The organism is Corynebacterium gottingense, assembly GCF_007559235.1.
In the GTDB taxonomy this organism is placed as follows: Bacteria; Actinomycetota; Actinomycetes; order Mycobacteriales; family Mycobacteriaceae; genus Corynebacterium; species Corynebacterium gottingense.
This window is the reverse complement of record NZ_VMHH01000008.1, coordinates 55,586-74,423: the sequence shown is the minus strand read 5'-3', so window position 1 is coordinate 74,423 and position 18,838 is coordinate 55,586. Positions and strand designations below refer to the sequence as shown.

The following is an 18,838-nucleotide window of genomic DNA, read 5'->3' as shown; positions in this document are numbered from 1 at the left end:
GGCCGATGATAACAGCCGCCCCACCGATAACGCCCACCTCGACAGGGGACCGTCAGGACTTCCCTACTTCACCACCAGGTTGACCATGCGGCCCGGCACGACGATCGTCTTGACAATCTGCTTGCCGCTGGTGAGTTCGGTCACGCGGGCGTCGTCAAGCGCTGCCTGTTCCATGTCCTCCTTGGAGGCGTCGGCGGCGACGTTGATGCGCGCCTTGACCTTGCCATTGATCTGCACTGGGATCTCCACCGTGTCATCGGTGAGCAGCGACTCATCGAAGGTGGGGAACGGCTCGAACGTGATCGTGTCGGCGTGGCCGAGCTTGGCCCACAGCTCCTCGGCGATGTGCGGGGCGACCGGCGCAACCATCTGCACCAGCGGGGTCACCGCGGCGCGCGGGGCCTGCTGCGGGTACGCCTTGGTGAGGTAGTTGACGTACTCGATGAGCTTGGCCACCACGGTGTTGTCGCGCAGGTGCTCGTAGTCGTCGCGCACGCCGGCGATGGTGCGGTGGAGCTGCTTCGCGTCGTCGTCGGAAAGCTCCGCGTCGGTGACGTTGGCCTCGCCAGTCTCCTCGCTGACCACCAGGCGCCACAGGCGCTGCAGGAAGCGGTGCGCGCCCACGACGTCCTTCGTCGCCCACGGGCGGGAGGTGTCCAGCGGGCCCATCGACATCTCGTAGACGCGCAGGGTATCCGCGCCGAAGTCGGTGGCGATGTCGTCCGGGGCGACCGCGTTCTTCAGCGACTTGCCCATCTTGCCGTACTCGCGGTTGACTTCGGCTCCGTCGAAGAAGAACTTGCCGTCCTTCTCCTCCACCTCGGCGGCCGGGACGTACACGCCGCGGGAATCCGTGTAGGCGTAGGCCTGGATGTAGCCCTGGTTAAACAGGCGACGGTACGGCTCCCTGGAGGAAACAAAGCCCAGGTCAAAGAGTACCTTGTGCCAGAAGCGGGCGTAGAGCAGGTGCAGCACCGCGTGCTCGACGCCACCGACGTACAGGTCCACGCCGCCCGGGTCGTTCTCGCCGCGCGGGCCCGTCCAGTAGCGCTCGTTCTCCAGGTCGCAGAAGGCATCCGAGTTGGTCGGGTCGATGTAGCGCAACTGGTACCAGGAGGAACCGGCCCACTGCGGCATGACGTTCGTGTCGCGCCAGTAGGTCTTCTCCCCGTCGCCCAGGTCCATGCGCACCTCGACCCAGTCCTTCGCCTTGGCCAACGGCGGGGAGGGCTCGGAGTCCGCGTCGTCCGGCTCGTAGGAGACCGGCTTGTAGTCCTCCACGTCCGGCAGCTCGACCGGCAGCTGGTCCTCCGGGATAGAGTGCGCCTGGCCGTGCTCGTCGTACACGATCGGGAAGGGCTCGCCCCAGTAGCGCTGGCGGGCGAACAGCCAGTCGCGCAGCTTGTACTGGATCTTCTCCGCGCCCTTTTGCTTCTCGACGATCCACCGCAGCGCCGCTTCAATCGCCTCGGCCTTCCCCAACCCGTTCAGGTCAAGACCATCAGCGTTGGCGGAGTTAATGTGCGTTGCATCGCCGGTGAACGCGGCCTCGGAGACGTCGCCCTCGATCACGGGGACGATGGGCAGGCCGAAGGCGGTAGCGAACTCGTAGTCGCGGTCGTCGTGCGCCGGCACAGCCATGACCGCGCCCGTGCCGTAGCCGGTGAGCACGTAGTCCGCGATGAAGATGGGGACCTGCTCGCCGCTGACCGGGTTGGTGGCGTACGTGCCCAGGAAGACGCCGGTCTTTTCCTTGTTCTCCTGGCGTTCCACGTCGGACTTGGCGGCGATGGAACGCTTGTAGGCGTCCACGGCTTCGCGCGGGGTGGCCTGGCCGTTGGTCCAGCGCTCGTCGGTGCCGGCGGGGTAGGTGTCGGCCACGAGCTCGCTCACAAGCTCGTGCTCGGGGGCGAGTACGACGAAGGAGGCGCCAAACAGCGTATCCGGGCGGGTGGTGAAGACGGTGATGTCGCCTGCGGCGGAGTCGAAGTTGACCTCCGCGCCGCGCGAACGGCCGATCCAATTGCGCTGCATGCTCTTCACCTTGTCCGGCCAGTCCAGCAGGTCAAGGTCCTCGAGCAGGCGGTCCGAGTAGGCGGTGATACGCATCATCCACTGGCGCAGACGCTTGCGAAAGACCGGGAAGTTGCCGCGCTCTGAGCGGCCCTCCGCCGTGACCTCCTCGTTAGCCAGCACGGTACCCAGGCCGGGGCACCAGTTGACCATCGAGTCGTCGAGATAGACGAGGCGGAATTCGTCGATAGCCTGGTGCTTCTCTGCCGTGGTGAGGTCGCGGAAGTTGCGGCCGTCCTTGGTCGTGCGCGCGCCGGTCATGAGGTCGCGCACCAGGTCCTCGATCGGGCGCGCCTTCTGCTGCTCCTCGTCGAACCAGGCGTTGTAAATCTGCAGGAAGATCCACTGCGTCCACTTGTAAAACTCCGGGTCCGTCGTGGCCACGGAGCGGCGCTTGTCATGCCCCAGACCCAGCTGATCCAGCTGACGGGTCATGTTCTCAATGTTGTGCTCCGTCGTGGTGCGCGGGTGCGTACCTGTCTGGATGGCGTACTGCTCCGCCGGCAGGCCGAACGCGTCGTAGCCCAGCGTGTGCAGGACGTTCTTGCCCAGCATGCGGTTATAGCGCGCGTACACGTCCGTCGCGATGTAGCCCAGCGGGTGGCCCACGTGCAGGCCCGCGCCCGAGGGGTACGGGAACATGTCCTGGACGTTGAGCTTCTCCTTCGGCAGCTCCTCTCCGGTAGCCAGGTCGCCGACCGGGTTGGGGGCGTTAAACGTGCCGTGCTCGCGCCAGTACGACTGCCATTTCTGCTCAATGTCGTTGGCCAGCTCTGCGGAATAGCGGTGCGGGGTCGCGTCAGTCATAGTTAAGCAGTGTAGTAGGCCTAGCGCGGTCAGGGACTATTGCTTATCGACTGCTTATCGACGCCCGGCGCTCATGTTCCCACGACGCATTTCCCCTGAAAATTCTTTTCGACGCGATTTTCGGACCGGAAAAGATATTGGAAAGATATAGGACGGGTTTTTGAGGTTTGTTTATGTCGTTTTGGCTGGTAGGCGAATTGTTTCGATATATTTCGATCTCTTTTTTAATTGTTTTGTACTGCTTCCGACCACGCCACGATCTCGTCGAGGCGCGAGAGGTCAACGCGATCAGTGTCCTTCTTATACATCTCGATCATCGAGCGCTCGTTTTCCGACTTCCGCGGCTTCAACTTGAGCGCGCCAATGATCCCGCGCATCACGCCCAGGTGCGCAGTGGTGAGCTCCGAGTAGTTCAGTCGGCCCGGGAGGTAGAAGCGCTGCACCTGGTCCGCCCGGTCGCCGAGCAGCTCCGCCGTGGGGTCTGTCTCTCTGACTACATGGTCTAGCGTCATGCCGACGGTGACCACACAGGTGGGGCGGGCCTGGATCGTTGTTTCCGGGAGCGACTTTGCGAACTTCGCAGCCGCGTTCATCGGGCCGTGCGCTGGGGCCAGGACGATGATGGGGCCTTCTGCTGCGGCGTCGGGCACCGCAGCAGGGTTGGGGATCTCCTGCGCGGTTGTATCGAGGCGACGCGCGAGCTCCTCGGCGTACTGCTTCGTGGAACCGTAGACGGAGGAGAAGTAGATGTGCATAACGCCATTGTGACATGGATGGGGAAGGTGAGGGAGCCGAAATTTATCGAGACAGCGACGCGATCGCTGATTCGACGAGGCCATCGCGGGTAGACCGCAGCTTCACCTTTCCCTCACGCTCAAGCAAGCGAACGTGCAAGGCGCTCAAACCAAGAAGCGACGCTGCTGCATTCAGCCCCAACCAGGAAGGCAACTCGTCTACCCCAAAGCCGCTCGCCATAGACGTCACTGTGACAGCTCGTTCAACACTGTTTCCGAGGCACGGGGCCAGCACGTCAGGCGTAGTAAGAGAAGGATCAACGCTGCTTCCTTCGTGAGCCATCTTTCACACCCCGTTTACGTTTCGCATCTGGGTTCCCCTGTGCCGACCACCTTAGCCACGGAGGACGCCCGAAGGAAGTCATAAAACTGGCGGGCATCTCAACTTCCCTGCCCTACAGTGGAACGATGTAGTCCGGCCCTAGCCATGCGGGCTTTCATTGAGGATCTCTCGTGGCGGAGGCGATTCCTAACCGAACAAAATGAGTTTCAGCACTTCTCGAACCTTAGGGGCCAGATTCGGGACGAATACGCAACCGGACAGCACTGGCTTAGAGTTCACAGTTTCATGCCATTTCGATATCGCGACTTCGCTTAGTCTCCTAGCGCCTCTACGGCATCGCGCAAATCCAAATAACGGTAGTCAAACCCCCCGTCTTTCTCCCCTTGCATCGATAGCCATTCCGCTAATGAGGCCCAGGCACCCTTCGCCTTTTCCGGTTCCACCTGTTGATCAAGGATGCTCATCAGTATCGCCTCGGTGGCTGCCGCCAAACGAACCTGATCGTAATCGTTATGTTTAATCGCATACTCGAGAGCTTCAATATGCTGAGGCCGCAGCCAAGATGCGAAAGTCTCAATAACACGGAGATTTGCTTCAGCTGCTCTAAAGTTGCCCGATTCCTCAACGAGCTCGAAAGCTCTTTTAAGTAAAAGATCGTGTTGCGCAGCTAGACCCTGTAACCCTACTAAGTCATCCGCATTAAGAGTCCCTAAAATATTCCTCCACCGGGAAGCGTATTCGTCCCTAAGTGGCACACCCCCGACAAGGAACCCGTGGGTGAGTAGTTTTCGATCGTCCGCTCCCGCGATTAAAGTTGATGCTCGCCTCTCCGCGGTCGATGGCAATAGATCCCAAAATACTTGGTAAGCACCAAAAGTCCCCACAGCTCTGATCAGAGCATCATCGTCGAGCTTGCCACTGTCTTCCCAGTTCAATAGGACCGACTCCAAAGCCTCGTTGAAAACCAAAGGGGCCTCTTCCGCCAGTCTAAGAATCGATTTCCGTGCTCGCGTACCGACTCGGGGATTAAGAAGTTGGCCATTGGACTCCGGCCTAAGGCTCCACTTAAGAATGGTTTTGACCAAGTTTCTTCGAACTGACTCTGTAGATCGTTTAAAGAATCGTTCGACAAAGTAGTCGCTTGTGTCCGGCCAGCCGTCACCAGTGATTTCACGTTCCAAGAGCTGAATCTGGGTTTTCCCAGCAATCGGAGGATGCGAAAAAGTGGCTAGATGCGCTGCAATAATGTGGGCCCGCACAAGTTCGTTACCAGGTTGAAAAAGAGTGTCGGTATCGGTAAAACCTGGGTGCGCGCATAGATCACGATCCTCGCGCAGTCGTTGGAGCTCTTGATACTCACGATGCGTCAGCAGATCAAAATCACTCGTACACTTTTCAAGAAGTGTTCGCTCGAATTTTTGTGCTTGAGACACATTCCTAGTCTCAATTGCATTCGTGAACGTACGAAGGTAATCCCGAGCCGCTCCATCACCAGTATCAGACAGGTTTTGAAGCTTCTGGATGAGATCGACGTTTACAGCAATCCAAAGCGAAACTAATGCAGCTCTATACGCGCCTGCGTTGTAGCATCTAATCGCTTCCGAGACGAGAGGCTTTGTCTTCGAATCCCGAATTTCAATTTCAACCTGAGCTAAATCCTTCATTTCCAGACACCCAATTTCCGCTACACTATTTGCTCAGGATTATAAATTACTTCTTGTTGCCAGAAGTTGTGTTAAATCTGAACTTTACGTCGTTGCCGTCCTTTACGGGACGGCCTTTCATTGAGGTTCCATGCTGCGGCACTTGACCCTTGCTAGAAACGTTCGTCGCCCCTCTGTGGGGCGGCCATTCGTTAAGGTCAGTGGCTTGAGTCATCCTAGCGACCGCGGGCGCAGCGCCGGAATTTTGGGAGGAGGTGAGGTGGGGACAACGGGGCGTCGATAAGCGATTGCCCCTGCGGTAGCGTGGGCTGTATGACTGATGCACTCGCGCCTAAGCCCGAAGACCTCTCTCTTGACGCGCCGCCGGCGGTGCGCGCGCAGCTGACGCACCGCACGATCCGCGAGTTCACCGACCAGCCCGTGAGCGACGACACGCTGGAGACGCTGTACCGCGTGGCCATGCGCACGGCGAGCTCGCGCGGAATGCAGCACGCCAGCGTGATCCGGGTGACGGATCCGGAGCTGCGGGGGCGGCTCGCGGAGATCGGGAATCAGGAGTACGTGAAGCGTGCGCCGGTGTATCTGCTGTTCATCGTGGATTCCGCGCGCAACGCCGCCATCCTGCGCGAACAGGGCTACGACCCGACCGGCGCGGGCAAGACGAAGGTGTTCGTGGAGGGGTTCACCGACGCGTGCCTCATGGCGCAGAACGTGGTCAACGCCGCCGAATCGCTCGGTCTCGGCGCGAACTTCCTGGGCAACATCCACAACGACACGGCCGCGGTGATCGAGACGCTGAAGCTGCCGCGCTACACGTTCCCCGTCGTCGGCCTCACGCTCGGCTGGCCGGGGCAGGACCCGCAGCTCAAGCCGCGCATGGCGCCGGAATTCCGCGTCATGGAAAACGGCTACCAGCACCGCACCAACTGGTCCGAGGCACTCGCCGACTACGACCAGGAGATGACCACGTACTACGACCTCCGCAACGCGAACCAGCGCGTGGACAGCTACATCAACCAGGTGGTCAAGCAACTGACGCCTAAGCGCGAGCTTCTCGACGAATCGCTGCAGGCCGCCCGCTGGCAAGGATTCATCATCTAATGCGTCTGTACACATTGGGGTTCTCGCACAAAAGCGCCGAAGAGTTCTTTGACACCCTCCGCGAATCCGGCGCCCGGCGCGTGGTGGACATCCGTCGCTCCAACACGAACCAACTCGCCGGCTTTACCAAGAAGGACGACCTGCGCTACTTCCTCAAGGTCATCCTGGACATGCCGTACACGCACGAGGTGTCACTCGCGCCCAGCGCCGACCTCATGCACGCCTACCGGCATGATGAGATTGAGTTCGACGAGTTCGCGCGCAAGCTCCGCGCGGAATATGACGACGGCGAGGTCTCGTCGCTCGATCGCTCGCTTTTCAGCGACGCCGTGCTCCTCTGCTCCGAGGCCGACCCCAGCACCTGCCACCGGCTCGTCGCCGCCGAGTACCTCGCGGAGGCGTGGGACGACGTGGAGGTCGTGCACCTGTAATTTAGTGGCGTTCTCCGGTGAGCATGCTGAGCAGGAGCACGTTGCCCTTCTCCGGGGCGTCATCCGGGCAGTACACCGCGTGCGGCACGTATGCGCGCAGGTGAACGACCTCGCCCGGCTGCAGCGGAAAGCGGTCGCCGCCGCACTCGAACTCAAGCGATCCGCTGACGCACTGCACCGTGATCGGGTGCGCCGCCTTGTGGTCCGGAAGCGTCTGACCAGAGCAGAAGTTAAACACGATGAGGTTCGCGCCGTCGCCCTGCAGCATGCGCTTGACCGCCGGGCGCGCGCCGCCCGGCTTCGGTTCCACGGCGTTCACGGTATCCATGCGCGTTGCACGGTCAGCATCGTCGGTGGAGTCGGCGTCGCCGAACACCTCCGGGCGATTGACGGGGAGATCCTGGTTCATCGCTGCTCCTGGGGTGGTTTCTGGGTTTGTGGGTAATTTTACCGGGGCGGGGCGTGGAATATCTGGGGGTGCGTGGGTGGTGGGGCTGGCCGCAAATGGAGCTAGCGCCGTCTGGGTGGCGGCCTCGGTTGTCGGCGAAACGTCACACCCAGCCGTTGCCCTCAGCAAGTCGGGCCGCCTCGAAACGGTTTCCGGCACCCGTCTTGGCAATGATGCTGGACACGTGGTTGCGCACCGTGCCGGAGGAAAGGTGCAGCGTGGCGGCGACGTCGGGGGCGCCGAGGCCTCGGAGCAGGAGGCGGGTCACTTCTTGTTCGCGGTCTGTGAGTGGATTGTTCGGCGCGAAGAGGCTTTCGCTGGCGAGTTGGGGGTCGATGACTCGGTAGCCGGCGTGGACGCGACGGATGGCGCAGGCCAGTTCCTCAGGCGGGGTGTCCTTGACCACGAAGCCGTCGACGCCCGCGTCCAAGGCCCGCTTCACGTAGCCGGGGCGGCCGAAGGTGGTGACGATGAGCGTGCGACAGGGGTGACTGGCGAGGTCGGCGGCGACGTCGAGGCCGTTGCGGCCGGGGAGTTCGATGTCCAGGAGTGCGACGTCGATAGGCGATTGCTCGAGCAACCCCGCGACTTCGGTGCCGGTAGCGCATTGGGAGACGACCTCGATGTCCGGTTCGGCGCCGAGGAGCGCGACGAGTGCGCCGCGGACGAGCGCCTGGTCTTCGGCGATGAGGACGCGGATCATGGGCGGCCCATCGACAGGGTGACTGTAGTGCGCCCCGGCTCGCGGGTGATGAGGAGCGCGCCTTCGGTGACGCGGGATTGCAGGCCGGCCAGACCGCCGGCGTGGTCGGCGGTGGTGGAAGTGAAGCCGGCGCCGTCGTCGGCAACCGTGAGCGTATCGGGGGTCAGCGTGACCCAGCAGTTGCGGGCTCCAGAGTGGCGGATCACGTTCGTGGTCAGCTCGCGCAGCGCCCAGGAGAAGAGGGCGTCGTGGTTCGTGGGTGCGCACTCGGGCAGGTGGGCGGCGATCCCGCTGGTGGACAGCGCCCGGCGCGCGGCCTCCAGCTCGCCGGCGAGGGTGGGCGTGCGCATGCGGGTGACGGTAGCGCGGACCTCAGCGAGGGATTGGCGGGACAGCTGCGCAATCTCCGCGAGTTCGTGTTTTGCCTGTTCGGGGTCATTATCGACGGCCCGGCGAGCCACCTCCGATTTCAGGTTGATCACGGTGAGTGTGTGACCGAGGAGATCGTGGACGTCGGTGGCGATGTCCTCGCGCTGGCGAGCCAGGTCCAGGTCACGCTCGAGCTCGGTGGTGGCTTCCTTGCGGCGCGTGAGCACGCCGAGGACCAGCACCAGGAGTGGTAGTCCGAATGCGATGATGGCGGTACCGGGGGCGTCGGCAGGCGAAATGCGCCACACCACCGCGAGGACGATGGTACCGGTGGCCAGGATCGCGGGCAGCGCGGCTCGGACGGGCGCGAGATACGCCAGTAGGGCGCCCAAGTACGGCACGAAGATCACTGCCCACACGCCGAACACGGGGATCGACGCCAGCGCAACAAGCACCAGGAGAGCCCAGCGCGCAGCCACGCGACTGCGGCTAGACCAGCCGCGCGGGAAGTAGGAGGCGGAGCCGATACTGAACAGGTAGGCGACACAGAAGATGAGGACGACGCCGGCCTCTGCCGAGAGGAACCCGGGCGCGTGCGCATGATCCGCGGTCACGGCGATGATGGCGGGCGCGAGGAACACCAGCCACACGCCGGCGAACAAGGTGTTGCTGGTGTTGAAGCCACGCAACGGCGCAGACAACACCCCGGCTACTTCCGGTTCTTGTCGCGGCGCCGGAGGAGCAATACCGCGGTGACGAACACCGTTGTCCATACCGCGATGTTAGCCCAGGCCCACCACATTGGGTCGGAGATTGTACCGCTGGCCAGCAGCTGCGTGCCGCGCGAGACAGGCCAACGCGCCAGCGCCGCCGCGCCATACATCGGGGTAAAGCGGCCAATTTCCAGCAGTGGCTCCTTCAGCGGAATGAACAGGTTGCCGGCAAAACTGAGCAAGACTATCGACGTCGACGCTATCGCCACCGTATTACTCCCCGGCACCGCCATCGCGCAGGCCATCCCATAGAACCCGAAGGGGATGCACACCAGTACGCAGGTGATGAACGCGAGGAGCCACAGGTGCGGCTGCATCTCCGCCCTGGTCAGCGCTCCGACGATAAAGACGGAGGCGATGGGCAAGATGGCGCGCAACGCCACGTTGCACATGTTGGACAGCGTGAGCTGCCACGGGCGCAGCGGGGTGAGCGCCAACTGCCGGGACCAGCCACTCTCCGCCTCGGTGATCGTGGACCCCGCGGCGCCGACCGCGCCGGTCACGCCCGCGTAGACCGCCATCCCCAGCATGACCAGGGCGGAGATGTTTCCGCCGTTGAACTGCTCGTCGGCGTAATCGTCCATCGCGCCGAACAAGAGGTAGAAGAAGATGGGGAGAACTACGCTGAAGACCAGGACGGTGAGCTCTCGGCGCAGGCGAAGCAGGTCGTGGCCGATGTAGGACAGGGTGTTGGAAAACGTCGGGGTGTGCGTGGTGGTCATGGGTCACTCCGTTTGGTTGGCGTTCTTGCGCGTGAGCTCGAGGAACGTGTCCTCGAGGGTGTGGGCGGCGATGGTGAGATTGCAGGCGTCGGTGCAGGTAAGCAGGGCGCGAGCGAGCGAGTCGGCGTCGGCGGTGCGCACGCGCAGGATGTTGCCGTCGCGCTCCGGCTCCGCGTCGGCCGGTAGGTGGAGGTCGTCGGGGATGCCCGCGGGGAACTCGGCGGTGAGCAGGCGGGTGGGGGAGGTGGCCAGGAGGGTGTGCGAGGGGGCGTCGATAAGCACTTGGCCCTGGTCGAGGAGGATAACGCGCTCGCTGAACTGGTCGGCTTCTTCGAGGTAGTGGGTGGCGAAAATGATGGTGCGTCCAGCGGCGGCCTCGAGTCGCATCGCGTCCCAAAATGCGTGGCGCGCGCCGGCGTCCATCCCGGCGGTGGGCTCGTCCAGGATGATGATGTCCGGGTCGCCCAGCAAGGCGAGCGCGAACCGGAGTCGCTGGCGCTCGCCGCCAGAGCACTTGCCGACGCGACGCCTCAGAATCGGTTCCAGATTCGCCCGCTCGACGACGCTATCCAGCGGCCGGTGCGTGGGGAACGCCGCGGCGACCAGGTTGAGCGTGTCCTTGACGGTGATGTCCGTGAGCAGGCCTCCCGTTTGCATCACTGCGCCGATGCGCGCGTTCCCCGTAGCCTGTTTGGGTGTGCCGCCAAGGACGCTCACCTGGCCCGACGTGGCCGTGGTGAGCCCCAGGATGATGTCGATGAGCGTGGACTTACCCGCGCCGTTCGTCCCCAGTAGAGCGACGATCTCGCCGACACGGATGTCGAAGGAAACGCCACGCAGCGCGTGGACCGGATTCTTGCCACGCGGAGTGAACGTCTTAGTCACGTCCGCGACGTGGATGGCGACGGGGCGGGGGCTGGAAGCGACTGCTGCGGTGGACATGATTCGCAGCCTACGTATGGGCGACTCGGCGCACACTGGTTTTTGTCATGAGGTGGGCATGACAATTGTCATGGGCGTGTGCGGGGGCGCACTGGCCGGTACTGTGAGGGGTGTTCGAAGCGTTGCCGCGCCCGGTGCGGCCTCGCCGGCCCTCCCGAAAGGACCAGCACATGAGCAGCAAGAACCCGAATCCGTACAAGAACTTCTCGTACCAGCCGAGTTCGAACGAGCCTGGGGCCGGCGGGTCCGGTGTGTTTGGGCCGGGCGAGTTCGGGTCGGGGCAGCACTGGCGCGACGACGTCCCTTCCGACCCGGAGGAAAGAACGCTGTTTGAGTTCAAGAACTGGTGGGTCATCATCGTGTTGGCGCTGGCGGTGGCCGGGGCGATCGGGTTGGTCTACACCTCGATGACCGATGGCCCCAGCGGGGCGGAGACTACGGAGGGTCGGGAACAGTCGCCGACGGCAGAGGCTGAGTTCCCGAATTTCGGGGCGGTGGATGAGCGGATCTCACAAGCCAAGGAGGCGGGCGAGGAGCCCGCCATGTACCGCCCGGACGATTACGACCCAGGATCCAGGGTGCAGGATCCGGTTCCGGTGAGTCCGAGGGGGATGGAGGCTCCGTCGAAAAGCGCCTTCGAGCTCACGCCACTCGAGGCCGGCGAGGTGGCGAACGTCGGGGGCCTGCGCATCGGCGTCGGGCCAGTGCGCGACATGGGGAAATACGGCGAGGACAGCTTCCTTTGCAACGACGTGTCGTTCCTCAACATGACCAACGACGAGCAGTGGATTTCCAAGAGCGACTTCACGCTCACGATGCCGAGCGGGAAGACCGTGGAGCCCAGCTACGCGCCCGGTTTCAACCACTTGAACTTGACGCTTGAGCACGGGCAAACCAACAGCGGGGTGCTGTGCTTCAAGGCGGAAGCGGAGCCGGGGGCGTACACGGTGAACTTCGCGCCGCGCCCGCTGCACACGACGCTCGCGGCGTGGAAGTCTGGGATGGGCGGGTAGTTGGCTGGCTTGGATGGCTTGGCTGGCGCTTCGTGGGTGTTTCGTGGGCGTTTCACCAGGCCAGGCGACAGGGGCGGCGCCGAGCCAAACGGAGCTAGCTCCGTCTAGGCCAACCGCCAGGCCGCGACCTGGTGTTTTCCGGGCGGCGCTGTTGTAGATGGAGCTAGCTCCATGTAGGCCAACCGCCCACCCGTTCGAGAAAACCGCAGGCCATGTCCGGTGCCGTTATTAGGCTGAGGGCATGAACAGCATCTCAGTGGTTGCCACGACGCTTGAGCAGCTCAGGTTATCCACCTCGAACCCGGCCTGGGTGATACTTCGCGCGAAGAATGCCCCGGCCGTCTTGGCCATCCTGCGGTCGGTGTTTGAAGGGGACAATCGCCAGGTCGCCGGCTCCGATTTCGCGCTCACCGTCGACGCCATGCTGGTGGACATCCGGGAGCAGACCGACATGGAGCTGCCGAAGACCGGTGTGGCCTACATCAATGACTGGGTCAAGGACGGGTACTTGGTGCGCCGCAGCCCGCAGGGCACCCGCGAGGAACTGTACGAGTTGTCCACCGACGCCCACGTGGCGATCGACTACGTGCAGCAGCTCACCAATCCGCAGCGGTCGGTGACAAAGTCTCGGCTGAGCACCCTCATTACCGGCTTGCGCGACCTCGCCGCCGAAACCGATGAAGACGAGGCGAATGCGATCCGCAGGCTGGAGGCGCAGCGGGATGCCATCCAGCACCGGATCGACCAGGTGCGCATGAACGGCGTCGCCACCATCTCGGACGAGGAGGCGGTGGAGAAGGCGCGCGAGATCCTGTCGCTGGTCAGCGACCTCCCCACTGACTTTTCCCGTGTGCGCGAGGAGATCGAGGAGGTTGACCGGGAGCTGCGCGAGTCCATCGTCGAGGAGAAGCTTCACGCGGGCGATGTCTTGGAGAACGTGTTCCGTGGCGTGGACCTCATCACGCAGTCCGAGGCCGGCAAAGCGTTTAGCGGTTTCTACGAGGTCTTTTTAGACCCGGAGCAGTCGAAGCAGCTCGACGCCACGGTGAGTACCGTCCTGTCGCGCGACTTCGTGCGCAAGCTCTCGCCAATGGAGTGCGCCGAGCTGGGCCAATTCGTGGACACGCTCGACGTGTCGTCGGGCCAAGTCCACGATTCCATGACCAACCTATCGCGCTCTTTACGACGCTTTGTGCAATCCCGTGAAGCCGAGTCCCAGCAGGCACTGATCAAATCCATCAATGCCGCGCAACAGATGGCGCTGCAGCTCGCGCAGGAGGGCATCGGCACCAACAGCCCAGTCGGTGTTGAGTTGGAATTAACAACGATGCAGCCGACGTCGCTGTCCAGCTGGAAGCTGCACGACCCGATGGAGTACAAGATCGACCGTGGCATGGAGATCAACGAGCAAGGCTCGATTGATATGGAAGCGATGCGCCGCCGCATCCGGGAGAACGAGATCGACTGGGAGGAGCTGTGCGGGGCGGTGAACGATGTGGTGGAGCGGGACGGCAGGGCGTCGATAAGCGATGTGCTCTCCGCGCACCCTGCGACCCAGGGGCTTGCGAGCGTGGTGGGGCTGATCAAGCTTGCGCGCAGGCACGGCGAGCGAAGAGACGGCACCGAACTGCTGCATTGGACGCGCGCGGACGGTACGAGGCTGCGCGCGCGATACGAACGGTTTGAATTCGACACGACGATTGGACGGCCATAAATGGACAACACACTCTACGACGGCGACACCGGTACGCTCACCGGCCCGCAGCGCAGGGCGCTCGCGGAACTCATCCGCGGCCCGTACGTGTCCAGCATCAAGTCGCCGGAGGTGTTTCAGACCGTGTCCGGGTCGCGTGAGGTGCTCGCGCAGCAGCTGGACAACCTCTTCCTCACGCTCATCGTGGACGATGACGCTGGCGTGGCCTACACCAAGGCGTGGGAGGTAGACGTCCCCGATAAGCGCGCGATGCTGCGCAAGACCTCGCTGACCTTCATGGATACGGTCGTGATTCTGCACCTGCGGCGCGAGCTGGTCTCCACCAGCCCCACCGAGCGCACGATTGTCAACGAGGACGAGGTCTTCGAGGCCACGATGCCCTACCAGGGGAAATCCACAACCGATAAGTCGAATCCACGCAAGCAGTTCATTGCCTCATGGAACAAGATGAAGCGGAACTCCATCGTCATCGACACCCCTACCGAGGGCCGCTACGAAGTCTCCCCCGTCCTGCGCATCATCTTCTCCGGCGAGGAAATCGCCGCAATCACCGAATCCTTCCGCACCCTTCTGGAGCAGCAGTCATGACCACCATCCCCGGCCAATTCCGTCTCTCCCGTGTCCAGGTCTACAACTGGGGCACCTTCAACGGCCTGCACAGCATCGACATTGCCCGCGAAGGCTACCTCATTACGGGACCTTCCGGCTCCGGCAAGTCCACGCTCATCGACGCCATCTCCGCCATCCTCGTCCCACCCACCAAGCGCTCGTTCAACGCGGCTGCGGACAACCAAAAACGCTCGGGACGCACCATGATCACGTACTGTCGGGGCGCGTGGCGCCGCGAACACTCCGAGGACCTGGATGAGCTGACCCGCTCGTACCTCCGGAACGGCGCGACGTGGAGCGGTGTGCTCCTTCGCTACGAAAACGGCCTCGGCGAGACGATTACCGCCTGCAGGCTCATGTTCCTCGCCGCCAACGCGCACGCAGACCAAGACATCACGGACCTGTACCTGCTGCTGCCGCGCGACGCGGATCTCACGGAGTTTGAACCCCTCGCGGTGAAACACCTCCCGATCGCACAGGCGAAGCAGGACTATGGCAGCGCGCTGCACGTGGGGCGCAAGCACCCGCAGTTCATCGCCGCGCTGCAGCGAGCGCTTGGCATCGCCGACAGCGGCGCGCTCGAGCTCCTGCACCGTACGCAATCAGCGAAGACGCTGGGGGATCTCAACCACCTCATGCGCACCTTCATGCTTCCGGAGCCCGACACGTTTGCCGTGGCCAAACAGGCGGCCGAGAACTTCACCGCGCTGCACGGCGCCTACACCGCAGTGGTAAACGCGCGTGAGCAGATCGAGCATCTCGTTCCCGTCCGCGAGGCCGCGCACGCACGCGAGGAAATTGCGCGTACCACCGCCGTGGTCGCCGAGGAGCAGACGTGGCTCGACCCCTTCATCTTCGGCTGGAAGAAGCAGTTCGCGCTGCGCGCGTGCGAACGGCACCGCAACGACCTCGAAGCGCTGGGCGGCGCGATCACGGCCGGCGAGGCTGAAGTAGAAACGCTTCGCAGCGAGCGCGAGGAGCTGCGCCAGCTTATCGACGGCAAACAGGACACCGGCCTGGCCAAGGCCGAAATGACCCGCGACAGCCGCCGCACACGCCTCGACCAGGTCAACAAGGCCGCGGAAGCCTTCGCCTCCCGGCTGCGGGTGCTCCAACTCACGCCACCTGGCTCAGCGGAGGAATTTGCGCGCATTTCACACCAGCTGGGAAAGGACCTGCACAACCTGTACGCGCAGCACGACGCAGAAGACGCCAAAGCTACCACCGCGATCCAGCTCGTGGGCAAGCTGCAGGAGACCCAGACAGCCTTCAAGACCGAGCTGCAAACGCTGCACAAGTACAGTTCAGCGATGGATTCTCGGCTGCTGCGAGCTCGCGCCATAATCGCCGACGCGGCCGGCATCCGCGAGAAAGACCTGCCGTTTGTGGCCGACCTCATCTCTGTCAGTCAAGGCGAAGGCGCCTGGCAGGGCGCGGCCGAGCGCGTCATGGGCGGGTTCGCCCGCACACTCTTGGTACCCGAAGAGCACTACCGCGCAGTCTCGACAGCTATTGATGCCACGCACCTTGGCGCAAAGCTGCAGTACACCCGCATCACACCGGAGCAGGAGTTCGCGGCGCCCCGGAGCTTTCAACACGGCACGCTCGGCACGAAGATCGACGTGGCCGACGGGCGCTTTTACAACTGGGTGCAGTCGCAGCTCGCCCGCCGGTTCGACCACCAGTGCTGCGAGTCCCTGGATGAGTTCCGGCGCGCCCGTCGCGCGGTAACCCGCAATGGCCAGGTCAAGCACAGCGAAGCGGACCACGTGAAGGACGACCGCCGGCGCATCGACGACACGAGCACGTGGGTGTTGTGGGGCAACCTGGACGACAAGATCGACGCACTGCACGTAGAGCTGCAACGCGTAGGCAAGGAGCTAGCGCAGGCGGAGCAGGCGCGCGATACCGCAAAGCGCCGTATGAAGACGGCCCGCGACCAGATTTCCACGGTGGAGCGTCTCCAAGAGACAACAGATTTCAGCGAGATCGACACCGCGACCGCGGCCCGCCTGCTCGCAGAGTCGCAGGAGCTGGTGGACCGGCTCACCGACGGCAACGCGGAGGTCGCCGAATTGAAGAAGCAATTCAAAGTCCGCGAGAAGCGACTGGGCCAGGCCCAAGGCCATCTCAACGGGCTGATTGAACAGCGCGGCGGGCTGCGCCAAAAGCTCGAGCAGGCGGAACAGGCGCTTGCCGAGGCTCAGGCGCGCCTCGAGCGCGGAGCCCCACCGGAGGAGGTCCACAGCAGGCTGTCCAAGCGTGCCGGCACCATCGACGAGAAGAATATCGACCGCGTGCACGAGCAGCTGCGCAAGGCCATCACCGCCGAGCTCGACGAACTCAACCGCCGTGACCTCAAGTGCGAGAGCCGGATGCTCGACGCCATGCACCGCTACCTGCACAAGTGGGAGAGCCGCAAGGGCGACCTGCAGGCGGACAAGAGCTACCAGCAGGCGTTCCTGTCCGAGTTGGACCGCCTCGAAACCGAGAACCTGCCGAGCTTTGAGCAGGAATTCAAGGACCTCCTCCAGGAGCAGACCCGCACGCACTTCGGCCGCCTCCGCCGCCTCATCCGCGAGGCCGCGAGCAATACGCGCAAGTCCATCCAAACCATCAACGATTCCCTGGCACAGGTCGAGTTCTACCCCGACACGCACCTGCAAATTGAGGTCCGCGAGGCGCAGCCGCAGATCGCCCGCAAGTTCATCGAGCTTATCGACGCCACGCTCGACGGCATGATCAACGAGGCCGATCTAGAGGACAGCGAGCGCCGCTTCCACACAATCCGCGAGGTGATCGAGGCGGTCACGATCTCCGACACCACGAGCGCCCGCGAACAGAAGCTGCGCCTGGACACGCGTCAGCACGTGAAGTTCCTGGGCGTGGAGTACGGCACCGACGGCGTCCGCGGCGCGGTATACGACTCTGCCGAAGGACTCTCCGGCGGCCAGGCCCAGAAGCTCTCCTCCTTCTGCCTCGCCGCCGCGCTGCGCTACCGGCTCACGGGGATGGGCGCGAACCCGTCGCAAGCGAACAAATCCGTGGTCGAGGTTGAGGATGCGATGTACCCCCGCTTTGGCACCATCGTGCTGGATGAAGCCTTCGACCGCGCGGACGCCGAGTTCACGCGCGCGGCCATGGGAGCATTCCGCAAGTTCGGATTCCACATGATCCTCGCCACGCCCGAGAAGCTTTTGCAGACGGTGCAGGACTACATCGGCGGCGTGCTGATGGTGGAGTGCCCGGACCGCAAGCACTCGCAGACCAGCACACTCACCATCGAGGAAGCCCTCGATGAAGACCTGTGACCAGGTACGCACACGCGCTGCCACGTTCTACGCCCGCAACCACCGGGCCTGGCTTGCCGGCGATTTCTCGCCGCTCACGGTGAACCTGCTGCCACCGACGGGCCGTGCCGCCGAGCTTGATGAGGGGCGCGCGGTGCAGGCCTGGATCCAGGAATGGAAGCGCAGCCGCATCACCGCGGAGTGGGAGGAGAAGAAGCTCGGCTACCTGGGCACCTACGCACTCCCGGCGCGCGTAGTGCTGGACAGCCCGGACACCGCCGCGCGGGTCGCCGGCCGCGCTGAGCATTGGCTGCGCATCAACTCGCTGCTCGACGGACTGTGCGCCTCGCTTGGCGACGACGTCCGTAGCCCCTTGATAAGCAAGCTCGCTGCGTGGGAGGCGTGGGATGATGCCACCGTCGCCCGCTTTGTCAGCGTGGTGCGGTGGCTGCGCACGCATGACCCGTCCGCCTACTACATCCGCGAGCTCCCGATCTTCGGCGTGGATTCTAAGTGGGTGGAGGCCCACCGCGCAGTACTGACTGCCGTAGTCGGCGAGTTGACGTTTCGCGACAGGCCGGTCCTGGTGGAGCTGCGGAGCTTGGACCCGGACGCGTCATTCTGCGGGGTGCGGCACTGGTCGTGCCCTCTTTCCGAGCTGAAGGCACTGCCCGGGGGCCGCGTGTTGTTCGTGGAAAACCACCAGACGTTCCTTGCGCTGCCGGAGCTGCCGGACATCGTCGCGATCTTCGGTGGCGGCCTGCGCGCGCAAGTGCTGGCGAAGCAGCTGCCTTGGCTTGCTTCAAAAGAGGTGTTGTACTGGGGAGACTTAGACTCCTACGGCTTCTACATCCTTGACCTGGTGCGCGCACACCTGCCGCATACGCGGTCCGTGCTCATGGATCTGGATACTGCGCGCGACCACGACGCACTCGCCGTCGAAGAGCCAAACCCCAGCCGCTTCACCCCGGCGCGACTCACCTCCACAGAAGCCGACGCCCTGGACTACCTGCGCAGCCACTCCTCCAGCGGGTGCCTGCGCATCGAGCAGGAACGCATCGTGTTCGACTACGCGGTGGAGCGGCTGCGGGATGTGTAGGTT

At 63.5% G+C, this 18,838-nt stretch carries 15 protein-coding genes; 7 read left to right on the top strand and 8 right to left on the bottom strand.

All coding sequences use genetic code 11. The annotated features are described in order from the left end of the window. Positions 1 to 63: 63 nt before the first annotated feature. The 3 genes from leuS to FPH17_RS09300 form a co-directional block, all read right to left on the bottom strand. Positions 64 to 2,880: a leucine--tRNA ligase gene (leuS, locus tag FPH17_RS09310; protein WP_154880130.1), complete on the bottom strand. Its 2,817-nt coding sequence runs from the start codon at positions 2,878 to 2,880 to the stop codon at positions 64 to 66. Between the two features lie 224 nt (positions 2,881 to 3,104). Continuing rightward, the gene (locus tag FPH17_RS09305) at positions 3,105 to 3,635 is read right to left on the bottom strand and encodes a flavodoxin domain-containing protein (protein ID WP_154880128.1); all 531 of its coding nucleotides are present in this window, start codon (positions 3,633 to 3,635) and stop codon (positions 3,105 to 3,107) included. A 633-nt stretch (positions 3,636 to 4,268) separates the two neighbouring features. After that, on the bottom strand, positions 4,269 to 5,621 hold the full coding sequence (locus FPH17_RS09300; protein ID WP_154880127.1) for a hypothetical protein: 1,353 nt from the start codon (positions 5,619 to 5,621) through the stop codon (positions 4,269 to 4,271). 312 nt (positions 5,622 to 5,933) lie between these two features. Here FPH17_RS09300 and FPH17_RS09295 point away from each other — a divergent pair, with 312 nt between their 5' ends. Together FPH17_RS09295 and FPH17_RS09290 are read left to right on the top strand one after the other, a co-directional pair. Then, entirely contained in the window at positions 5,934 to 6,722 is a 789-nt protein-coding gene (locus FPH17_RS09295) for an NADPH-dependent oxidoreductase (protein WP_154880125.1), read from the top strand. Further along, a complete protein-coding gene (locus FPH17_RS09290; protein ID WP_154880123.1) occupies positions 6,722 to 7,153 on the top strand; it encodes a DUF488 domain-containing protein in 432 nt (143 codons plus the stop codon). The genes FPH17_RS09295 and FPH17_RS09290 overlap by 1 nt, the downstream gene beginning before the upstream one ends. A 1-nt stretch (position 7,154) precedes the next feature. Here the strand turns inward: FPH17_RS09290 and FPH17_RS09285 are convergent, their stop codons facing one another. The 5 genes from FPH17_RS09285 to FPH17_RS09265 all read right to left on the bottom strand — a co-directional run bounded on the left by FPH17_RS09285 (position 7,155) and on the right by FPH17_RS09265 (position 11,110). Next, positions 7,155 to 7,562 (bottom strand): cupin domain-containing protein, encoded by a 408-nt coding sequence (locus tag FPH17_RS09285; protein ID WP_414437213.1) that lies wholly within the window; start codon positions 7,560 to 7,562, stop codon positions 7,155 to 7,157. Positions 7,563 to 7,704: 142 nt separating this feature from the next. Then, on the bottom strand, positions 7,705 to 8,304 hold the full coding sequence (locus tag FPH17_RS09280; protein ID WP_154880121.1) for a response regulator transcription factor: 600 nt from the start codon (positions 8,302 to 8,304) through the stop codon (positions 7,705 to 7,707). After that, positions 8,301 to 9,377: a sensor histidine kinase gene (locus tag FPH17_RS09275; RefSeq protein ID WP_414437214.1), complete on the bottom strand. Its 1,077-nt coding sequence runs from the start codon at positions 9,375 to 9,377 to the stop codon at positions 8,301 to 8,303. The genes FPH17_RS09280 and FPH17_RS09275 overlap by 4 nt, the downstream gene beginning before the upstream one ends. 5 nt (positions 9,378 to 9,382) lie before the next feature. Further along, positions 9,383 to 10,168 carry an ABC transporter permease gene (locus FPH17_RS09270; protein ID WP_154880117.1) on the bottom strand — a complete coding sequence of 262 codons (786 nt, stop codon included), beginning with the start codon at positions 10,166 to 10,168 and terminating at the stop codon, positions 9,383 to 9,385. Positions 10,169 to 10,171: 3 nt separating this feature from the next. Continuing rightward, the gene (locus FPH17_RS09265; RefSeq protein WP_154880115.1) at positions 10,172 to 11,110 is read right to left on the bottom strand and encodes an ABC transporter ATP-binding protein; all 939 of its coding nucleotides are present in this window, start codon (positions 11,108 to 11,110) and stop codon (positions 10,172 to 10,174) included. A gap of 170 nt (positions 11,111 to 11,280) precedes the next feature. Here FPH17_RS09265 and FPH17_RS09260 point away from each other — a divergent pair, with 170 nt between their 5' ends. From FPH17_RS09260 to FPH17_RS09240, 5 genes are all read left to right on the top strand, one after another. Continuing rightward, the gene (locus FPH17_RS09260; protein ID WP_154880113.1) at positions 11,281 to 12,123 is read left to right on the top strand and encodes a DUF4352 domain-containing protein; all 843 of its coding nucleotides are present in this window, start codon (positions 11,281 to 11,283) and stop codon (positions 12,121 to 12,123) included. A gap of 241 nt (positions 12,124 to 12,364) precedes the next feature. After that, a complete protein-coding gene (locus FPH17_RS09255; protein ID WP_154880111.1) occupies positions 12,365 to 13,837 on the top strand; it encodes a DUF3375 domain-containing protein in 1,473 nt (490 codons plus the stop codon). Next, positions 13,838 to 14,425 (top strand): DUF4194 domain-containing protein, encoded by a 588-nt coding sequence (locus FPH17_RS09250; protein ID WP_154880109.1) that lies wholly within the window; start codon positions 13,838 to 13,840, stop codon positions 14,423 to 14,425. Then, positions 14,422 to 17,757, top strand: coding sequence for an ATP-binding protein (locus FPH17_RS09245; RefSeq protein ID WP_154880107.1), 3,336 nt, complete (start codon positions 14,422 to 14,424; stop codon positions 17,755 to 17,757). Before FPH17_RS09250 ends, FPH17_RS09245 begins: the two co-directional genes overlap by 4 nt. Further along, complete coding sequence (locus FPH17_RS09240) at positions 17,744 to 18,835, top strand: DUF3322 domain-containing protein (protein ID WP_154880105.1); 1,092 nt, start codon at positions 17,744 to 17,746, stop codon at positions 18,833 to 18,835. Before FPH17_RS09245 ends, FPH17_RS09240 begins: the two co-directional genes overlap by 14 nt. The last annotated feature ends 3 nt before the right edge of the window (positions 18,836 to 18,838 follow it).